Annotated in this window: 17 protein-coding genes and 3 pseudogenes; 11 read left to right on the forward strand and 9 right to left on the reverse strand. The window is 67.5% G+C overall.

Annotation, left to right across the window (positions count from 1 at the left end; all coding sequences use genetic code 11):
* Positions 1 to 643: 643 nt before the first annotated feature.
* A complete protein-coding gene (locus ACWCQS_RS32665; protein WP_451007804.1) occupies positions 644 to 1,837 on the reverse strand; it encodes a transposase family protein in 1,194 nt (397 codons plus the stop codon).
* Here ACWCQS_RS32665 and ACWCQS_RS32670 point away from each other — a divergent pair.
* The 5 genes and pseudogenes from ACWCQS_RS32670 to ACWCQS_RS32690 form a co-directional block, all read left to right on the forward strand.
* Positions 1,769 to 2,020: pseudogene (locus ACWCQS_RS32670) on the forward strand (IS5/IS1182 family transposase); the annotation flags it as partial. The gene ACWCQS_RS32665 and the pseudogene ACWCQS_RS32670 sit on opposite strands and share 69 nt — an antisense overlap.
* A 511-nt stretch (positions 2,021 to 2,531) precedes the next feature.
* Positions 2,532 to 2,771, forward strand: a complete 240-nt coding sequence (locus ACWCQS_RS32675; protein WP_451007805.1) for a hypothetical protein — start codon at positions 2,532 to 2,534, stop codon at positions 2,769 to 2,771.
* A gap of 20 nt (positions 2,772 to 2,791) precedes the next feature.
* Positions 2,792 to 2,881 (forward strand): annotated as a pseudogene (locus ACWCQS_RS32680) (MbtH family NRPS accessory protein); the annotation flags it as partial.
* 38 nt (positions 2,882 to 2,919) lie between these two features.
* Complete coding sequence (locus ACWCQS_RS32685) at positions 2,920 to 3,219, forward strand: hypothetical protein (protein WP_451007955.1); 300 nt, start codon at positions 2,920 to 2,922, stop codon at positions 3,217 to 3,219.
* 56 nt (positions 3,220 to 3,275) lie between these two features.
* Positions 3,276 to 5,051, forward strand: coding sequence for a non-ribosomal peptide synthetase (locus tag ACWCQS_RS32690; protein ID WP_451007806.1), 1,776 nt, complete (start codon positions 3,276 to 3,278; stop codon positions 5,049 to 5,051).
* 178 nt (positions 5,052 to 5,229) lie between these two features.
* On the opposite strand, the pseudogene ACWCQS_RS32695 reads toward ACWCQS_RS32690, so the two are convergent.
* The 3 genes and pseudogenes from ACWCQS_RS32695 to ACWCQS_RS32705 all read right to left on the reverse strand — a co-directional run.
* Positions 5,230 to 5,478: pseudogene (locus tag ACWCQS_RS32695) on the reverse strand (transposase family protein); the annotation flags it as partial.
* A gap of 234 nt (positions 5,479 to 5,712) precedes the next feature.
* Entirely contained in the window at positions 5,713 to 6,471 is a 759-nt protein-coding gene (locus ACWCQS_RS32700) for a hypothetical protein (protein WP_451007807.1), read from the reverse strand.
* Between the two features lie 419 nt (positions 6,472 to 6,890).
* Positions 6,891 to 7,445: a DinB family protein gene (locus ACWCQS_RS32705; protein ID WP_451007808.1), complete on the reverse strand. Its 555-nt coding sequence runs from the start codon at positions 7,443 to 7,445 to the stop codon at positions 6,891 to 6,893.
* Positions 7,446 to 7,918: 473 nt separating this feature from the next.
* Between ACWCQS_RS32705 and ACWCQS_RS32710 the strand changes: the two genes are divergently transcribed.
* Positions 7,919 to 8,674 (forward strand): ISL3 family transposase, encoded by a 756-nt coding sequence (locus ACWCQS_RS32710; protein ID WP_451007809.1) that lies wholly within the window; start codon positions 7,919 to 7,921, stop codon positions 8,672 to 8,674.
* A 109-nt stretch (positions 8,675 to 8,783) separates the two neighbouring features.
* Here the strand turns inward: ACWCQS_RS32710 and ACWCQS_RS32715 are convergent, their stop codons facing one another.
* Positions 8,784 to 9,068: a hypothetical protein gene (locus ACWCQS_RS32715; protein WP_451007810.1), complete on the reverse strand. Its 285-nt coding sequence runs from the start codon at positions 9,066 to 9,068 to the stop codon at positions 8,784 to 8,786.
* A 306-nt stretch (positions 9,069 to 9,374) separates the two neighbouring features.
* Between ACWCQS_RS32715 and ACWCQS_RS32720 the strand changes: the two genes are divergently transcribed.
* Both ACWCQS_RS32720 and ACWCQS_RS32725 read left to right on the forward strand, forming a co-directional pair.
* Positions 9,375 to 10,697, forward strand: coding sequence for an MFS transporter (locus ACWCQS_RS32720; protein WP_451007811.1), 1,323 nt, complete (start codon positions 9,375 to 9,377; stop codon positions 10,695 to 10,697).
* A gap of 101 nt (positions 10,698 to 10,798) precedes the next feature.
* The gene (locus tag ACWCQS_RS32725; RefSeq protein ID WP_451007812.1) at positions 10,799 to 12,295 is read left to right on the forward strand and encodes an FAD/NAD(P)-binding protein; all 1,497 of its coding nucleotides are present in this window, start codon (positions 10,799 to 10,801) and stop codon (positions 12,293 to 12,295) included.
* On the opposite strand, the gene ACWCQS_RS32730 is transcribed toward ACWCQS_RS32725, so the two are convergent.
* Positions 12,196 to 13,083 (reverse strand): ATP-binding protein, encoded by an 888-nt coding sequence (locus ACWCQS_RS32730; RefSeq protein ID WP_451007813.1) that lies wholly within the window; start codon positions 13,081 to 13,083, stop codon positions 12,196 to 12,198. The genes ACWCQS_RS32725 and ACWCQS_RS32730 overlap by 100 nt on opposite strands.
* A 383-nt stretch (positions 13,084 to 13,466) precedes the next feature.
* On the opposite strand from ACWCQS_RS32730, the gene ACWCQS_RS32735 reads away from it, so the two are divergent.
* A complete protein-coding gene (locus ACWCQS_RS32735; protein WP_451007814.1) occupies positions 13,467 to 13,607 on the forward strand; it encodes a hypothetical protein in 141 nt (46 codons plus the stop codon).
* A gap of 32 nt (positions 13,608 to 13,639) precedes the next feature.
* On the opposite strand, the gene ACWCQS_RS32740 is transcribed toward ACWCQS_RS32735, so the two are convergent.
* From ACWCQS_RS32740 to ACWCQS_RS32750, 3 genes are all read right to left on the reverse strand, one after another.
* Positions 13,640 to 13,846: a hypothetical protein gene (locus ACWCQS_RS32740; protein ID WP_451007815.1), complete on the reverse strand. Its 207-nt coding sequence runs from the start codon at positions 13,844 to 13,846 to the stop codon at positions 13,640 to 13,642.
* Positions 13,847 to 14,111: 265 nt separating this feature from the next.
* The gene (locus tag ACWCQS_RS32745; protein ID WP_451007816.1) at positions 14,112 to 15,440 is read right to left on the reverse strand and encodes a class I SAM-dependent RNA methyltransferase; all 1,329 of its coding nucleotides are present in this window, start codon (positions 15,438 to 15,440) and stop codon (positions 14,112 to 14,114) included.
* Positions 15,441 to 15,561: 121 nt separating this feature from the next.
* Complete coding sequence (locus ACWCQS_RS32750; RefSeq protein ID WP_451007817.1) at positions 15,562 to 17,613, reverse strand: APC family permease; 2,052 nt, start codon at positions 17,611 to 17,613, stop codon at positions 15,562 to 15,564.
* Between the two features lie 434 nt (positions 17,614 to 18,047).
* Here ACWCQS_RS32750 and ACWCQS_RS32755 point away from each other — a divergent pair, with 434 nt between their 5' ends.
* Positions 18,048 to 18,719, forward strand: a complete 672-nt coding sequence (locus ACWCQS_RS32755; RefSeq protein WP_055704256.1) for a potassium channel family protein — start codon at positions 18,048 to 18,050, stop codon at positions 18,717 to 18,719.
* Positions 18,719 to 19,396, forward strand: a complete 678-nt coding sequence (locus tag ACWCQS_RS32760) for a potassium channel family protein (RefSeq protein ID WP_055704257.1) — start codon at positions 18,719 to 18,721, stop codon at positions 19,394 to 19,396. Before ACWCQS_RS32755 ends, ACWCQS_RS32760 begins: the two co-directional genes overlap by 1 nt.
* Positions 19,397 to 19,462: the final 66 nt, after the last annotated feature.

Consider the following 19,462-nt stretch of genomic DNA (forward strand, 5'->3'; position numbering starts at 1 on the left):
TCGCTACGAGCGCAAGCCCGACCACTTCCTGGCCTTCACCGCGATCGCAGCTGCCCTTATCTGCTACCGCAGAGTCTCCAAATGAAATGGCCTGTTAGCCATCGGCCGAGACGAGTGTCGTCATAGAGCGCGAAGTCGTCCAACTCCAGCACCCGGCAGTGATCTGCAGCAGCGAGACCCGCATTAGCTGGGAGAGCACGGTGCTGCGCGAGAGCACGACGTGGATGACCCGCAGGATCCCGCCTCCTCGACCACCTGCCGCAGCAGTGGCGTGCGCCGCTGGTCGCGGACGGTCTGCGCTGCGCCAGCGCCTGCTCGGCAAAGCCGTCTTCGGGCAGGACGGGGCAGGTCGATCCGCACCTGGCGACCGCCCACAGGGGCATCCGCGAGGCCCCGCTCGTAACGGCTGTGGGCTCACTCACTCGACAGCCCGGTTCCGCCTGCCCGCTGACATCGCGGGCTTCCGCGCCAACAGCCGCTCCACGGGAATCAAACCTGCATGTTGTAGAAACGCTGCGCGAGAAGTACGTCGAGGAAGCGACCGAAGGGTGGGCGGCGCCATTTCAGCATTGCGTTTTCGGACATAGAGGTCAGGAAGCAGGACAAGATGTTCTCCGCGGACCAGGTCGAAGCCAGGGCTTGATCAAGTTCGGTAGGTGTCCGGGTTGTTGGTGATGCCCAGGATGGCTAGTGCTTGTTCGGGGTCGTGGCGGATGGTGCGGGTGGTCTTGGCGATGTTGTCGGCTCCGAGGATCTTGAGGATGCCGATGGCGAGGTTGCGGAAGCCGGCCATGGTGCGGGGTGTGCTGCCGGCGTGCACGGTCGAGGCGCCCTCGGCGAAGGTCACGTCCCGGATGTGGTGCGCGGAGTTCTCGACGCCCCAGTGCCCGCGGATCGTGGCGGCCAGCTCGGCCGGGCCGGGCCTGGCGGGCGTCGAGGCTGGTGGCGGCATAGACGTTCTCGCGGCTCTCGGGCTTGTCGTGGGCCTGCGGCGGCGGTGGACGCGGACGGCGAGCTTCGCGTGGGGGAAGGCGATGCCGTCGAGGTTGTCGGCGATGGCGCAGTTCTTGATCGAGCGGGACTCGCGGCGGCGGTGGCTCGTCCGTGAGGCGCTGTGCGGGACGGCGATGTCGGCCCAGGGCAGGGCGGCGAGCGGGCGTATGCGGTGGGCTGGTTGGTCTTGATCACGGCGATGTAGTGCGTTCTCTTCGTCTCGATGAGCCAGGTGACGTTCGCCCATACCGAGTGCAGGGCGTCGAAGGTGACGACGGCGCCGACGAGGTCGAGTGGCGCCAGCAGCGGCTGGAAGTGCTTCGTTCGTCGTGGCGCCGACCTCAACCTGGTTGAGCGTGGCCACGGGTGCGTGTGTGCCGGCCGAGAGGAGGTGCCGGTGCGGCGTGCCCAGGCGGGCGGAGCCCTTGAGGGCCTTGCCGTCCACGGCGATGACCTGCCGCGTTCGGGTGGCGGACTCGCCGGTGGTGGTGCGGCGGGTGTCGGCCAGGTAGGCGCCCACCGCCTGGTCCAGGGCCTCGCCGTCGAGTGCGGCAAGAACTCGTCCGATGGTGACCGGCCGCGGGCTGCGCCGCCAGCCGAGCAGGTGACGGCGTACACCGAGGGACGCTAGCAGTGCTGGCGTGGCCCGCTCGCCGAACTCGGCGAGCTCGTCGATGCTCTTCGCGCCGCCGATGGCCACGCAGGCGCGCACCAGCAAGATCGCCGTCAGCGAGTACCATCGGCCCCTGCGGGAACGCGGACCGGGCACCGATTCGAGGCAGGGGTGCAGCTGGGAATCGATGTGGAAGTCGTGGACAGGAATCCCGGAGTTCGCGGATTTCACGTCGTGAGAAGGTGCTCGGTAGTGGAGCGGGGTATCGGGTGGATCATGATGCACCGGCCTCTCGCCCGCGACTACGAGACCCTTACCGCCAGCTCCGAAGGCATGATCCACGTCGCGCCCATCGACTACCTAGTCAAGCGCATAACGGACGAGGCAACCCCAATCTGGCGAGGAACGTACTAGGCCATAAGCGGCAATCCGCCGACCATCAGACCCTTCCGCCAGAGCCGACCCGGATCGCACAACAGCCTGGGCGATTGGTAGTGCCGGCATGATCCTGACTGCTATCAGAGGGAGTTTGATCTAGAGGAGCCGGGACCTGTCCTATGTCAGGAGACGTGCGCCAGCCGCTCGGTTAACGTACACGCATGCCTGGAGCCACGTCGGTAGCCTTGCCGCCCGCCTCCCGGAAGTCGTTGGCACGCCTGCTGCGCCGGGTGGCCCCTCTGCCGGCGGCCGCGGGCCGGGTCAGCGCCCAGTCTCTGGTTTATGGAATTTGGACGGAGCCCAGAAGCGGCCCAAGCAGTGAGGGATGCTGTGCACCCACTGAAGCCTGCGCACTCACTTGCCGGCCGGGGGATATGCCGGATGGTCATCGGCCGCGAGCGGCTGCAAGTGCTGCTACACCGCCACTACATTTCCTTCCAGCGCACAAGAACTCGACTTCTCCCTCGACCGTTGGCCCGATCTCCGCATGCACCAGCTTCTTCTGACGCCGCGTTATGCCAAGTTCGAGGTCAGCGTGATCGTTACCGCCAAGGACGGTGAACTCACCGCTCGTGTGGAATTGGCTGGGGACCGCTTCACTTTAAAGGACGCCGACCAGCCGGGCGAACGGTTCGTCTCTGATGCCGGCCGACTGACCGTCGCGCCGCATCAGCCCGTCGGCCCGCTGGATGAGGCAAGGTCACACTGCTTGCGCGACGACAAGTAGCCACTGAGAAGGGCAGAACCATGACGGATACCAGTGGTTCCACACACATCGTGGTCGTCAACGACCAAGAGCAGTACTCGATCTGGCCCGCCGGACGAGAGCTGCCAGACGGCTGGCGAGCCGTGGGAGAACCACGTACACGCGAGGCTTGTCTGGACCAAATCGAGCAGATCTGGACGGACATGCGGCCGCGACATGCCCGGACGGCTTCGACGCCCCCGACCGGTTCGACATCACCCGCCGTCCCAACCGGCACATCGCCCTGGGATCACGGGAGCACTTCTGCATCGGCGCGCTGCTCGCCCGGGCCGAGATGAAAAACCTGTTCTCCGAGCTCCTCGACTGCTTGGACTCGATCGAGCAGGCGGGCCCAGCTATTCGGCTCAGCTCTGTTGTCGTCAACGGACTGGAGCGACTGCCCATCCGCATGGTGTCCATGCAGCCCTGAGCGACCCTTCGCCCTCGTCTCACCATCCGACCTACTGCATTTCAAGGAGGCCTGCGGTGCCCTCAGGCAGCACCCCGATCGCCGCCGATGTCGTCTCCCGTTTCCTCGCACACGCCGCTGCCCGGCCCGATGCTCCGGCCGTAGTGGAGGACGGTGGGATACTTACCTACGGTCAGCTCGACACTGCCTCGGCCGCCCTGGCCTCCCTACTACTCCGTCAGCACGGCGTGGGTCGGGACTCCGCGCCGATCGTCGCTGTCCTCCTACCCCGTGGTGCGGCGGCTGTCGTCGCCGCCCTCGGCGTCCAGCGTGCCGGTGCCGCACATCTTCCGCTAGAACCCCGTGATCCTGACGACCGGCTCCGCCTGATCGCCAAGGACGCGAGACCGACCTGCCTCATCACCGACCAGGCTGGCGAGAAGCTTGCTGCAGAGTGGGGGCTTCCGGTGGTCTCCGTGGACGAAGCATCGGTCGAAGCCGCTCTGGTGGAACTGAGCGTCCCCACGCCCGCGGACTGGGCCGCCGTCATCTACACCTCGGGCACCACTGGCACTCCGCGCGGCGTGGTCGTGCACCACGAGGGCCTCGGCCATCTCGTTGCAGCCCACGCCGACCACTTCGGCACCGGTCCCGGCGACCGGGTCGGCTGGGCCTCCGATATGGGCTTCGACGCAGCCATGTGGGACGTCTGGTCGACCCTCGGCGCGGGTGCCACGCTGTACGTCGCCGAGGACGCGATCCGTCTCGACCCCGCCCGGCTCATCGCCTGGCTGGACCAGCATGAGATCAGCAGTATGTTCCTCGTGACCCCGCTCGCGGCCGAGCTGATGCGTAGGTACGACCCTCCGGTCACCCTGCGTGCGCTGCTCACCGGAGGGGACCGACTGTGGCAGGTCCCGCCCGGGCGAACGCGGTCCTGGCCTGTCCACAACGCGTACGGTCCCACCGAGGGCACGGTGGCGGTCACCTGGACCGGGCCCATCGCTGCTACAAGCACGGCCCCGTCACTCGGCCGCCCCCTGCCCGGTGTGTTCGTGCACATCCTGGATGCCACCGGGACTCCAGTGCCAGTTGGCGAAGTCGGAGAGATCGCCTTCTCAGGGCCCTCCGTCACGTTGGGCTATCTGCGCGACCCGCGGCGTACGGCCGAACGCTGGATCCCTAACCCGGCCGGCCACGGCACACGTATGTACCTCACTGGGGACCTCGGTCTACTTGACGCGGACGGCGAACTGTGGCTTGTCGGCCGGGCTGACGAGCAGCTGAAGGTCCGGGGCATCCGTATCGAACCGGCCGAGATCGTCTCGGCTGCCCTCGCCCTGTCCGGCGTCACTGGGGCAGTGGCCGTGCCTTTCGGCGAGCCGACCGATCCGGTGATTGGCCTCCTGTGGACTGCTGAGGCCACCGACCTGGACGAGGCGCAGCTACTCACCCACTTGCGCGGTCTGCTCGCCGCTCCGGTCGTCCCCAAGCGACTGCGCCGCGTCGCGGAACTGCCGCGTACTACCCGCGGGAAGATCGACCACGCCCAGGCGTCCGAGCTCCTGGCGGCGATTGACGACGTGACCGCCACCGTCCCGGCCGCCGTTCCCGCCGATCCCGAGGAGCGGCTGGTAGCCGAGATCTTCGCCGAGGTCCTGGAGGTGGAATCACCTGGGCCGGACGACACCTTCTTCGGCATGGGCGGCACTTCCATGCTCGCCGTCCGCGTGCTCGCGCGGCTGCGGGAGCACGCCCCGACCTTTCCCATGGTCCGCCTCTACCGCCAGCCGACGGTACGGGAGGTCGCTGTGGCACTGCGCGAACTCGGCGCTGCCACCCCAGCCGACTGATCCCCTGGTTACGCCCTCCGACCGCACAGGAGCCCCGCATGCCCACCAACGATCACGACCTGGCCACCCGGGCCGGTGAAGTTCCCCTCGCTGTCCTGGAGAGACCGGGTTCACGGACCACCCGGGCTGCGTGCGGCAGGGGACCACGATCCCCAGGGGTCGCGGTCAGTGAGGTCTTTCAGCGTTGCCGCTCCAGGGCGAGTACGGCCCTGACCATTGACGACATTCGATTCGGGCTGCGTCGCGATCCGCGGAAGATGCGCCACATCTTCAGCCTGGCCATGCCGCGTTCCACCGGCGCCCTTGCGGCCGCGAGCCCTCGGTTGAGCGTGTGCTCGGTCGGTGGCAGTTCGCGGCCGGGCGGACGCCGACGGGGCGTCGTAACCCAGGAGCCGCCTCCGATGTAGGCGCGGTCGGCGAGGATGGGGCGAACCAGGTCCCGGTCCAGGTCATCTCCGAAATAGGGGGAATCGAGGCCGAACCCGCATTCGGCATCCCATCCGCGGCCAGCAGCACGATCCTGGCCCGCCTTGCCAGACCCGACGGCACACTCGGCAACCGCGCCAGCCTGGCCAGCTCGTCCCGGTCACCCTCACAAAGAACGAGCGCAGGAGACGAAGGCATACTCCATTATCCCGCGGATCAGACCGTAAAACAAATTTCAACGCGCAAAATTAGGGAGTAGATGGAGATGCTCTTCCGTGACTATGTCGAATCGGAGCGCAAATGCCACAAGAGCCTCGCGCTTGGAGTGCATGCGTCCCTCATCCATATACTTGGCCCAGCGATTGACCGGAAGCTTTTGATCCGCCAGATAGTTAATGTGATAATTAATGCTACTCCGATTTGCGTCTCTGAATTGACTGCTCCCCCTCAGTCTTTCGACAACTTCCTGGACGGATGGCACGGCCGCCATCGAAGATCCGCGCAGGCGCGGCTCGCATAATGCGACGAGAACCGCAAAGTACTTACTCGCCGTCTCAACATTGACCATGGGAGGGCCCGGTGCCCTGGCTGACTGCTCTTCTCCCATCAGGGGCGGAGGGGAACCGAAGACGGTGAGCTCGGTTATGTTCTCGCCAGAAGGAATTAGAACGCGCGACATTTCAAAAGGGATCGTTACCCTGAGCTGGCGTGGGCGCACCTTGACCAGTTCTATTCCACCCTCCAAATTCTCTATCACGTAAGTAGCACTGGTAGTGAAATTTGAGACAAGGAGGCGGTTTTCACGAAATTCAAATGCGCCGATGCTGGGTTTTCCGCCCGGCTCGAACCTGCCCGTACGGCTCTCTATTCTGAAATCCAGCTGCTCGCCTGTTTTCACGTGGATCCTATCCCTCATGCTTTCCCGGTCGAGATCACGGTTGTTATTCACCCATGTCACGATCGCGGCTACATTGGGTTTGACTGTCGAATGCATGAACTTGCTATCCCTATTTCTCACCCGTCATTGAAGCGTCAGGCAATGAAATGCCCGGCTTCACAGCTGATTCGTGGACAGAGCGGTGCGCGGATCAATCATCTAGGAGAAAGAACTGTGCCGAACCTAACGCGACCTACCCGCCACCACGGTTTGCGGCACTTCCCCTTACCCCTTGAGCCGCGCAAGCGCGCGGTCCGCATGGTCGCCGAGGTTCGGCCGGAAGATGTACGGGAGCGAGCGGCTGGCAGTGGTCGACCACAGACTCCGGCTCCCGCTCCGCTGGCCGACACGATCCGCTCACCCTCGGGTCGAGCCTTGTTAGCATCCGCGCGACACGGCGACTATGAGGGGCTTGAGTTTTCGACAGCCTGGTCATCCGCGCCCCGGCCGCCGGACAAGGTCGCCCACCGCCGAGATCAGACGCCTTCGCGCAGGTACAGGTCACGCAGCAGGCCGATCTCGCCGCCGTGATGCGTGACCTCGACCAGAGCTTTCAGCGCGAGTTTCAGATAGGTCTCATCGGCCCAACCGCCAGGGCCCCGGCCTATCGGCGCCAACAGGCGCTTGTCGCCGAGGGTTGCGATACGGGAGCTGAAGTGCTCCCAGTGCTCGGCGAGCGCTTGGACACCCTCTTTCGCGGTGCCCGGCCACTCATGGCGGTCGCCGAACTCAGGGACGTCCTCAAAGAAGTGGATCACATAGCCGCGCAGGCAGAGGGCACCGATGTGCCAGATGCGCCAGGCGATCGTCGTGATGGGGTCCGGCGCCTCGGGACTCGATTCCGGAAATAGCGTAGCGACACGGAATACGCCGTCGTCGCCGGGGCGGATGCTGATGCAGTCGCTGGCCGGCTCCCAGTGGTACTCGGCGTCGGTCAGGCCCTCGAGGCGCTCGAACAGCCGGGCTCGCGCGCGATCGAAAACCGCGAGTAAATCCCGCGCGACGGGATCGGGCACGATCATGTCAGCCATGTTGCCTCCGGGGCTCGGGGGTTTCCAACCGCCGCACACACCGTACGTGCTGCTGGAGGCAGGAGCCAGGGCGTGATCAAGCCTGGGACTGCTGCACGGTTGGGTGACATCTTTGGTGGCTTGTCTTCGGGCGGGGAAGGATGCTGCTGTGCCGGAGCCGTACCCCAAGCTCCTTTCCTAGTGCGGAAGTTGAGGTCGATCGGCTGTTGCTCACGGACAGCGCAGTGCTCCTGGCGGCACATGCCCGGGGAAGCGAGGCGGTCTGTCCGGCGTGTGGCCAGAAGTCGTCTCGGGTGCATTGCTACTACGAGCGGTGACTTGTGGACCGGCCTGTCGCCGGGCGCCGGCTGGAAGTCCACCTGAGGACGCGACGGTTCACCTGCGGGAACGCGGCATGCTCACATCGGACATTCGCCGAGCAGATACCGGCGTTGACGCACCGCTACGCGCGGCGGACCGAATCGTTGACCGCGATGCTCACCGATGTGGCCCTGTTCCTCGGCGGCCGGCCAGGTGCCCGGCTCGCCGGCCGGATGGCCGTGAGCACGGGCAAGGACACGATGCTGCGACTGATCAGGGCGCTGCCCGAGCCGGACTCCGGCCCCGTCGAAGTCCTCGGCGTCGACGAGTTCGTGGTACGCCGCAAATGGAAGTACGCGACGATCCTGATCGACATGGCCACCCACCGCCCCGTCGACGTCCTGGCCAGCCGGACCGCCGACACCGTCGCAGCCTGGCTGCGTCACCATCCGGAAGTCCAGATGATCTGCGACCGCGCCGGAACCTTCCGGGACGGCGCCTGCGTCGGGGCACCACAGGCCCGGCAAGAGGCTGACCTCTGGCACCTGTTCCACAACCTGGCTGAGACCCTCGAGCGCATCGTCGGCCGACACCGAGCCGATCTGCGTAAACCACTGGCGTTGTCCGCCACCGGCCCGCTCGGAGGGACGGCGGCTGTCGCCGAGCTCGACATCCACGGTCGACCGCGCCCTTTGGTCCTGCGGACCCGCGAGCGATACGAGCAGATCCACGAGAGGATCGAGCGCGGCGACAGCCTCCGTGCCATCGGTCGCGAACTTCACCTCAGCCGCGGCACCGTCCTCCGCTTCGCGGAGGCCACCGACGTTGAGGAACTCCATGTCGCGGCCACTCACCGTCCCAGCATGATCGATGACTACTGGCTCTACCTGCACCACCGCTGGCTGGAGGGCTGTACCACTGGGCGCTGACCCGGCCCGCGACCGCCGACGGAGTGGCCACCCGGTGCAGCAGGCGCGCCCACGACTTCCCGGAGTCAGGCGGCAAGACTACCGACGTGGCCCCAGGCATGCGTGTACGTTAGCCGAGCGGCTGGCGCACGTCCCCTGACATAGGACAGGTCCCGGCCGCCAGTCCCGCGCCGTTCGAGCGTCGGCTCGCAGAACGGAACTGCACGGCCAGCAGGCCAAACAGGCCGCTCACCGAACGGTAGACGAGCGACAGCAACACCCGAGATGGTCCCAGCCGCGCTCCGGATCCCGCAGCAAAACCACAGCCCACACCACGAAACCGAGTTTCCGAACGGGACAGGATCAGCCAGCCGCAGACCCGGACCCGGATGGGATAGAGCAGGCGCAGGGACACGGGTGACTATGATGCCGTACGGCTGGACCCGGTCGTCGTCGCAGGACAGGCCACGCAAACTTCTGGCGCCCCACAAGCCGGCAAGCCCATCGAGGTAACTGACTCCGGAGCCCGGCGAAGGCCTCCTGCCCGATGCCAGTAGGTCCACCTCCGGTCGCCAGCCTGTCCTCAGGCACCAATCGCCCGCACTACCAGGGCGGTCTCGTGGTCGTCGGCATGAGCGGCGAAGCCAGCATCTATCCACCGGGCAGCCGCCCCTGGCGGATGTCAGGAGGCGCACACACGTCGTAAGCATAATCTATGCGCATGCCGCAACCTTTCCCCAATACCCCCTTGCCTGCCGCTCGCAGCCCGTTCGCTCGCCTGCTCCGGCGAATGGCCCCGCCGTCGCGGACGGTTGGGCGGGTCAGCACTCAGGCACTGCTCTACGGGCTGGGCACCGGCAGTTACCTCACCATCAACGCCGTCTTCTTCACCAAAATCATTGGTCTCTCCGCCGCCGCGGTCGGCCTGGGCCTGACGATCGCCGGAATCAGCACGTTCGTCGCCGCCGTGCCGTTGGGCCGGGTCAGTGACCGGATCGGCGCGAAGACAGTGTGGGCTCTGGCGTCTCTCGTGGAAGCGGCCTGCTACCTGGCCTACCCGTTGGCTTCCGGGTTCGCCTCCTTCCTGGCGATCCTCATAGCCATCGGACTGTGCAAGGCCGCCGGGGGCGTGGGTTACGGCGGATACGTGCTCAACCTCTACCCCGACGAGGAACGGGTCGCGGGGCTCGCCTACAACCGAAGCGCGTTGAACGCCGGGTTCACCGCTGGTGCGGGACTGGGCGGCCTGGCCCTGGCCATCGGAAGCGACACGGCGATCCGGTTGCTCCCCGTGTTCATCGGAGTGGTGATGCTGGTCAACGCGACGGTGATCCGCCGACTGCCCGAGCTGGCCAAACCGGAGCCGGCCCCATCGGCCGAGCGCGAACCTCGGAGGTGGGTTGGCGCCCTGGCCAATCGTCCGTTCTTCGCCCTCTCCGTCCTGAGTGGCGTGCTGTCAACGAACCAGGTAGTTCTCTCCGTGGTCGTTCCGCTATGGCTGGTGGAGGACACCAACGCACCTCGGGTGCTCCTGGCCGGACTGCTCGCGACCAATACTTTGATGGCGGTGTGCCTACAGACCCTGGCCGCCCGCGGCACCGACACCGCGTCGGGCGCTATGCGGGCGACGTACCGGAGCGCCGCCTGCTTTGGCGCCTCGTGTGTGATCATCGCGTTCACGGACGGCACCATCGAGTGGCTGACCATCGTCCTGGTCTGGCTGGCGCACATCGTATTGACGGGTGCTGAGCTCTTCCACGCGGCGGCGAGCTGGGGATTCACCCAGCGCTTGTCCGATCCCGCCAGACGCGGCGAGTACATGGGCATTGACCAGGTCGGCCAGACGGTTGGTAGCGTGTGGGCGCCAGCCGCCTACACCTTTCTCGCGATGAATTGGCAGAGGGCGGGCTGGTTCACCATCGCCGCCATCGTCGTCCTCGCCGCCGTCGTCACCCCGACCGTGGCCCGCGCCGCCGAACGTTCGCTGCGCCGGATGGTGGCCGGGAACGCTCCCGACGACGTTCCCTCTGGGCAGCACGCCTAGCGCCTCGGCCAGGTCAACACCCCGACCACACCAGTGCCCCGACGCATCCCACCGTCCCGACGGAAATAGGTCTGCCAGTCTCTTGTCAGGTAGAGGACGCAATGGAATTCGCAATCATTGGCGGTGGCGCCACCGGCGTGAGCTTGGCCGACGCCCTTGCCCGACGGGGTTTGACGCGGGAACTCGACCTGACCATCTATGAGCCGGAAAAGGAGATCGGCCAAGGCAACGCCTACCGCCCTGACCTGAGCTCTTCGCTCTTGAACGGGGAGATCGAGTTCATGTCAATCCGGCGAGCCGAACCCCGACATTTCCAGGATTGGCTGAGCCGACATCATGACCCACGGGCGCGCCAACACTCCCTCTCTGGCTCCTTCGCCCCGCGTCACCTCTTCGGCGACTACATTGCCGATTCGTTCGGGCGGCTCGAAGAGGCCTGGCAGGCCAGCGGCCGGCCGATTGAGGTAATTCACCAGAGCGCCGTCCACCTATCGCTCGGCACTGACGGCGAGCGCGTACGTCTGACAGCGGCCGATGGCCGCGCCCGCGAATACGATGGTGCCGCTCTATGCGTGGGCACCACCGCGCCGGCGGACGTGTACGGATTGGCAGGCAGTCCGCGCTACATCGACGACCCCTATCCGCTGCGCGTCACGGTCGAGACGATCGAGCCGTACGAGCACGTGACGGTGCTCGGGACTGGCCTGACCGCGGTGGACGTTGTGCTGGCCCTGCTCTACCAGGACCATCGTGGGCCCATCACGATGGCGTCGCGCCGGGGTCTCTTGCCCGGTGTCCGCCAGCGCTACCGCCAGCTCTCCGCGTCTGTCCTCACCGAAGCTGCCGTACTTGAGGCCGCCGCCGAACCGGGAAGGCTTTCGCTGGCCGCGGTGCTCCGTCTGATGAACGCCGAGCTGGAAACACACGGCATCGCGCCCGAGATTCTCAACCGGGAAGTCGATCCGACCGAGGCCCCGGCCGACCGTCTCACCCGTCACGTGGACCTGGCCGAACGCGGAGAAGTGTGGCATCCCCTGCTCATCAATGCCGCGAACGATGTGATCGAACTCGTGTGGTCGCGCTGGTCGGACGCGGAGCGCCGAACGTTCCTCCGCGACTACCACCATGTTTTCCAGAGCCTGCTGCACCCGATGCCGATGTCCACTGCCACTCGGCTGCTCTCGACCATCCGAGCAGGTCAGCTGAGGGTGATCGGCGGCGTGAGGAACGTGACGGCGACCACCGACGGCTTCACCGTGACCGCACGGGAGACGAGCTTCACGACGGACACACTCATCAATTCGGCCAAGAACAACAAGCCCGCCCCGCCCACCGCGGCCTCCGCGCTGTGCGCCTCAGTGGTCGAGGCCGGCCTGGGGCGGTACGACCCGTTCGGCGGGCTCACCATCGACACCGCCGACAACCGGCTGATCCCGGCGGACTCGTCTCGACCCGCCCCCGTGTTCGTCCTGGGACAGCTCGCCGCCGGCTGCCTGTACTACACCAGCTCGCTCGGCATGATCACTCGACGCGCGGAAATGGTCGCCGACCACGTCGCGGCCACCGCCCGCTCCGGCGCCCGGAGGCACGAACCCTGAGGCCCGAGTGTGCGACGCGCCAGCAGGTATCGACCTGCTCCAGCGAGGTCGACCTCCCGGACCCAGTCGGTCGCACCCGCGGCGACCAGGTCCGAGGCGCGCTCGCAACGCACGAGAACATGCCGCGAACCGGCGTCGGATCCGTTGCGCACTTCGACGAGGAGTTCGGCAACACGGTCGAGGAAGAGCAGAAGCGGTGCTTCACCGTTCACGAGCTCCTCGGTCTGCGCCACAGCCAACTCCCAGGCACGCTGATCGCGCAGCGGAAGCCTGACGACCGTGGAGTAGCCTTCCTCGGCCAGTTCCCCAAGCACCGGATCGGTGGTGTCGGCCGGTACCGGCAGTGCCAGGGGAGAGATGTCCTCGATCACCCGGGTCGCGAGCACGGGGTCGTCCACCAGGCTGCGCACGTCTTCCGGCCTGGCGAAACGGAAGCAGTAGCCGTCGAAGCCGGGGGACTCGGGAGCGGCCTTCGAGTAGATCTCGGGCCAGTCCGTCAGTTGGAGCACACTGCGGAAACCGAGCCCCTTGTTGCCGATTCCCTCACCGGCCGCCTTGCTCGACAACGCCAGCTCGGTGATGGCGCGGAAGTTCTCCGCGGCGAACCCCGCGCCCTCGTTGGCCACGTAGAGAACTCGGCTGCCCTCCTGCTGGACAGCCAGGACTGCGATCTTTCCCGGGCTGAGGCTGCCCAGCGCGTCATGCCCGTTCTGAACGAGTTCGAGGATCGTGCGGCCCTCGTACTCCTGAGCGGTGTCCTCACTGACGGACTTCAGGCTTTGGGGCAAACCTCCACGTCTCCCCGGCGTCCCGGTAGATCTCGATTCGCCGCCTGGTGCGGGCGGTCACCGCCGCCCGGAACTCATCGCCGTCTGAGGCATTCCACATCGCACTGATGGCTTCTCCCCCGTTCATGCACCCGTCGTGCTGTGCACCTGGCCGATGTGAGGCCGGTCGGTGCCATCCAACACGGTCGGCGGTCACGATGTCCGGTGAATCCCCATAAGGTGGTGACTGGTGCCGAGTTTCGTCGCTAACGGCCGAAGGACAACGGCCCCCGGACCGCCGGCGGTTCTCCCGCCCTCCTCCAGGAGCACCGGACGCGCGCCGCCACACGGCCGGTTTCACGGGCCGCCGATTCCTCGCCGCGCCTGCGGCGGAACGCCGGGGGGTGGCGGCAGACCGTGGCGCCGAGACCACCCGACGCCCGGAGATCGTCGTCGACACCAACGGACTGCATGAACTGGCGCAGCCTCGACGCAGCGGCTGGTGGCCGGCCGGTGCGCTGATCTCCATTCGCGCATTTCTGTGACTGGCCCGCCAGCGACATGCTAGATAGGGGCCTCAGGTCTGCTCCAGCAGCTCCGCGCTGATCCGGTCCCAGCTCGGTCGGGGACCGTCGACCGGGCGTACGGTTGTGAGCCGGCGGCCGTCGAGGAACGTATCGAGCCGATCGCCGCCCAGGGTGGCCAGCCGCTCGCGTTGAGCACGGCGGTTTACCTCTACCCGCTCACCCAGTACTCCGAGCAGTACCTCGGAGCCGATGGGCACCTGCGCCGCCTGCATCGTACGGCTCGCGGCAGCGGAGTGTGGTCTGGACGTTCCCGCGCACCGCCCATTACAGCGCACCCTCGATCAGAGCCATGCGGCCAGACCTGCCCCAAGGGGGAGGTCGCCAGAGCGTCTAAGCAGCAAAACAGAGACCTGATGACCCATCAGAACGAGCGTCAAATGAGCGTCACGAGCGTCATTTCAGCGTCAAGATATCGCCCGTAACGCCCACACCGCACATAATGCGCATACACAAAACCGCAGGTCAGGAGCCCTTTGCGGCCGGTTCTAGGATCGCGACACACTCCACGTGGTGGGTCATCGGAAACAGATCGAACGCCCGAAGCGTCCGCACCCGGTACCCGCCCTCGCGGAAGTACGCCAAGTCCCGGGCCAGGGCGGCGGGATCGCAGGCGACGTAGGCGACGCGGCGGGCGCCGAGGGAGCAGAGGTGGGCCACCGTCGTGCGGCCCGCGCCGGCCCTGGGCGGATCCAGGACGATCAGGTCGACCTCGGTGATGCCGGTGCGCGGCAGGACCGACTCGACCTTGCCCTGTTCGATGCGCACCCGCGGGAAGTCGGCGAGGTTGTGGCGGGCGTCCTCCACCGCACGCTTGCCGGACTCGATGCCGAGCACCGCGCCCTTCTCGCCGAGCCGGTCGGCCAGCGCCCCCGCGAACAGTCCCACGCCGCAGTAGAGGTCCAGGGCCATCTCACCCTTGCGCGGGAGCAGGCCCTGCATGACCGCCGTCACCAGGGTGTCCGCCGCCTTCGGGTGGACCTGCCAGAAGCCGCCGTTCCCGACGCGGTGGGTACGGCCGTCCGCGCGTTCGCGGACGAAGGGGCGGCCGTGGACGCGGTGCACCCCGCCGGACTTCTCGTCGACCCTGAGGACCGACACCGGCTTGTCCAGTTCCACCAGGGGGAGGCGGGCGCCCGGGCGCGGCGTCAGGATCACCTGGCGGTCCTGCGAGCCCGTCGCCGCGATCGCCTCGACCGACTCCATGCCGGTCCAGTCCCGCCGCTCGATACCCAGCTCGCTGACGCCCTCCGCCGCGATCATGCAGTGGTCGATCCGCTCGACCTCGTGCGAGCGGTGGCGGCGCAGACCCGCGTGGCCCTCGGCGTCGACGGCGTACTGCACACGCGTGCGCCACTGCGGGACCTGGCCGGCCGGCAGCTTGTCGCCCTCGGCCGGCATCACCGTGCCGTCCCAGCCGGCCTCCTCGGGCGTGAGACCCGCGAGCCGCTTGAGCTGTTCGGCGATCACCTCGCCCTTGAATCGCCGCTGCGCGCCGGGCTTGGCGTGCTGCCAGTCGCAGCCGCCGCAGCGGCCGGGGCCGGCGAAGGGGCAGGGGGCCTCGATGCGGTCCTTGGACGCCTCCAGGATCGCCACCGCGTCCGCGCGCAGGAAGCGGGCTCCCTCCTCGCCCTCGGTCACCTTCGCCACCACACGCTCTCCCGGCAGCGCGTGCCGGACGAACAGCACCTGGCCCTCGGCCGTGCGGGCGATGCAGTGGCCGCCATGGGCGACGGGGCCGATCTCGACCTCGTACTCCTCCCCGACCAGCGACTTCTTCGGTTCTGCCTGCATGGCGGGGTGACTCCAGATCGGGAACGGGAAACGGCCGGACAACAGCCCACCAGTCTACGTGGCTGTCGTCCGGCCGTTCACCACAGGCCGAGGCCCGGGCTCAGCGGGCCGAGCCCCCAGCTCAGTCCTTGGCCGTCGACGGCTCCTTGGGCCGCTCCGCCGCCGGACCGCGCCGCACCGCACCCGGCGCGTTCCACTCCTGCCGCTTGCGGGCCCGCTGCCTGGCCACTTCGGAGGACTGCAGCTGGTAGGGCACCGAGGTCACCATCACGCCCGGTGTGAACAGCAGGCGGCCCTTCAGGCGCAGGGCGCTCTGGTTGTGCAGCAGATGCTCGTACCAGTGGCCGACCACGTACTCGGGGATGATCACGGAGACCGCGTCGCGCGGCGACTCCTTGCGCAGGCTCTTGACGTACTCGATCACCGGGCGGGTGATCTCGCGGTACGGCGAGTCCAGGACCTTCAGCGGTACGTCGATGCCGCGCCGCTCCCACTCCTCGCGCAGCACCTTGGTCTCGGCCGGGTCGACGTTGACCGTCAGGGCCTCCAGGGAGTCCGAGCGCATCAGCTTGGCGTAGGCCAGGGCCCGGAGGGTGGGTCGGTGGATCTTGGAGATCAGGACGACCGAGTGCACACGGGACGGGCGGACCAGGTCGTCGTCCGGCTCCTCGGGGGCCGAGAGCTCCTCGGCGACGCCGTCGTAGTGCTTCCGGATCGCGGTCATGGTCGCGTAGAAGAGGCACATGCCGAGCAGGGCCACCCAGGCGCCGTGCGTGAACTTCGTGACCAGGACGACGACCAGCACCAGGCCCGTGAAGAAGGCACCGAACGCGTTGATCGCGCGGGAGCGCATCATACGGCGGCGCGCCGCCGGGTCCTGCTCGACCGCCAGGTGCCGGTTCCAGTGCTTGACCATGCCGGTCTGGCTGAGCGTGAAGGACACGAACACGCCGACGATGTACAGCTGGATGAGTCGCGTGGAGTCGGCGCCGTAGATGAACGTCAGCAGGGTCGCGGCGCCCGCGAGCAGCACGATGCCGTTGGAGAAGGCGAGGCGGTCGCCGCGGGTGTGCAGCTGGCGCGGGAGGTAGCGGTCCTGGGCGAGGATCGAGCCGAGCAGCGGGAAGCCGTTGTACGCCGTGTTCGCCGCCAGGAACAGGACCAGCGCGGTGGCTGCCGCGAGGACCACGAACAGGAAGCTGCCCTTGCCGAAGACGGCCTCGGCGACCTGGGAGATCACCGGGTTCTGGACATAGCCGGAGCCGATCGGGTGGCCGCCCCGGATCAGGTCGGTGGCCGGGTTCTCGGCCATGCGGACCTTGGTCGACATGGCGAGGGCGATGATGCCGCAGAACATGGTGACGGCCAGCAGGCCCATCATCGCGAGCGTGGTCGCCGCGTTCTTCGACTTGGGCTTGCGGAAGGCCGGGACGCCGTTGGAGATCGCCTCCACACCGGTCAGCGCGGCACAGCCGGAGGAGAAGGCGCGCAGCAGGAGGAAGACGAGCGCGAAGCCCGCGAGGCCCTGGTGCTCGGCCTTGATGTGGAAGTCCGCGGTCGGGGCGCGCATGGTGTCGCCGAGGACCAGGCCCCGGACGGCCCCCCACGCGATCATGATGAAGACGCCGCCCACGAAGACATACGTGGGGATCGCGAAGAGCTTGCCGGACTCCTTCACACCGCGCAGGTTCATCAGCGTCAGCAGCACGATCACGGCGACCGCGCAGAGCACCTTGTGCTCGACCACGAACGGGACGGCGGAGCCGAGGTTCTCGATGCCGGAGGCGATGGAGACGGCGACGGTGAGGACGTAGTCCACGAGCAGGGCGCTGGCCACCGTCAGGCCCGCCTTGGAGCCCAGGTTGGTGGTGGCGACCTCGTAGTCGCCGCCGCCGCTCGGGTAGGCGTGGACGTTCTGCCGGTAGGAGGCGACGACCGTGAACATCAGCACCACGACCGCGACGGCGATCCACGGGCTGAAGTGGTACGCCGACACGCCCGCGACGGACAGGACCAGCAGGACCTCGCCCGGCGCGTAGGCGACGGAGGACAGCGGGTCGGAGGCGAAGACGGGGAGTGCGATGCGCTTCGGCAGGAGCGTTTCACCCAGCCGGTCACTGCGCAGTGCGCGCCCGATCAGGATCCGTTTGGGCACGTCGGTCAGTTTGGACACGAGAGAGGATGGTAGGCCTTCGAACTGGCAGCCGCCCACCCGGTCCGTGCGATCTGCCTCACGAGTGAAATCAGGGGCGCACGGAACTGCGGATTCCGTGGTCCGCGCGCTCCCCGTGCCTAGATGGCAGACCCCGCTTGTCATCGCACCTCGGAGGACCCATGCCCGGCACCGCGGAACTGATCGGGGCGACTGTCGCCCTCGTCTGCATCGGAATCCTGACCCTGTGCAGCGTGCGCAGCATCACTCGCCGGACTTCGCCCCCGGTGATCGCGGACTCCGATCGCTGACGCTGCTCACGCGCGTGATCGCGGACGGTGATCATGGCGAACCGGCGCAGGGGGGTGCCCACCCCCGGCGCCCATGTGTAGCTTTGGGCCTCGGTCTGAGACCCTGATGCTGAGCAGTAACTTTTGGACACCGGAAGGACGGTCGTGCACATCGTCATCATGGGCTGCGGAAGAGTGGGCTCCGCTCTTGCCCAGACCCTGGAGCAACAGGGCCACACGGTCGCCGTGATCGACCAGGACCCCACCGCCTTCCGCCGGCTGGGCCCGGGCTTCGGTGGCCGCCGGGTCACCGGTGTCGGTTTCGACCAGGACACCCTGCGCGAGGCGGGCATCGAGGAGGCCGGCGCCTTCGCGGCCGTCTCCAGCGGTGACAACTCCAACATCATCTCCGCGCGCGTGGCCCGCGAGATGTTCGGCGTGGAGAACGTGGCCGCCCGTATCTACGACCCGCGCCGCGCCGAGGTCTACCAGCGTTTGGGCATCCCCACCGTGGCGACGGTCCGCTGGACCGCCGACCAGATGCTGCGCCGGCTGCTGCCCTCCGGTGCCGAGCCGCTGTGGCGCGACCCCACCGGCGGGGTGCAGCTCGCCGAGGTGCACGCCTCCCCGAAGTGGGTCGGGCACAAGATCAGCAAGCTGCAGGAGGAGACGGGCGTCCGCGTGGCGTTCCTGACCCGCCTCGGCGAAGCGATCCTGCCGACCTCGCAGACGGTGCTGCAGGAGGGCGACCTCGTGCATGTGATGATGCGGTCGGACGACGTCGAGAAGGTCGAGGCGGCGTTCGCCCAGGGCCCGGAAGAGGAGAGCGGTCACTGATGAGGGTCGCCATTGCCGGAGCCGGCGCCGTCGGTCGCTCGATCGCGGGCGAGCTGCTGGAGAACGGCCACGAGGTCCTGCTCATCGACAAGGCCCCGACCGCCATCTCGGTGGAGCGGGTGCCCCAGGCGGAGTGGCTGCTGGCCGACGCCTGCGAGATCACGTCCCTGGACGAGGCGGCGCTGCAGCGCTGCAACGTCGTCATCGCCGCGACCGGCGACGACAAGGTCAACCTGGTCGTCTCGCTGCTCGCCAAGACGGAGTACGGCGTCCCGCGCGTCGTCGCCCGTGTCAACAACCCCAAGAACGAGTGGCTGTTCAACGAGGCGTGGGGCGTGGACGTGGCCGTCTCCACCCCGCGCCTGATGTCCGCCCTGGTCGAGGAGGCGGTGAGCGTCGGCGACCTGGTCCGGCTGCTGCGCTTCAGCCACGGCGACGCCAACCTCGTCGAGCTGACCCTGCCCGAGGAGTCGGCCCTGGCCGGCACTCAGGTGGGCGACGTCCAGTGGCCCGAGGACACCTCCCTCGTCACGATCATCCGCGGCACCCGCGTGCTGACCCCGTCCAAGGAGGACTCCCTGGAGCCGGGCGACGAACTCCTCTTCGTGGCCGCCCAGGCCCGCGAGGAACAGCTGGAGGAGCTGCTGTCGGTGCGGCGCGAGGACACAACGAGCTAGCGGATGCGCCGCCGCGCCGAGGGCCCGGGATCGCCGGATCCGCCGGGCCCTTCGCGTGCGGACGCC

The organism is Streptomyces sp. NPDC002076 (assembly GCF_053593835.1).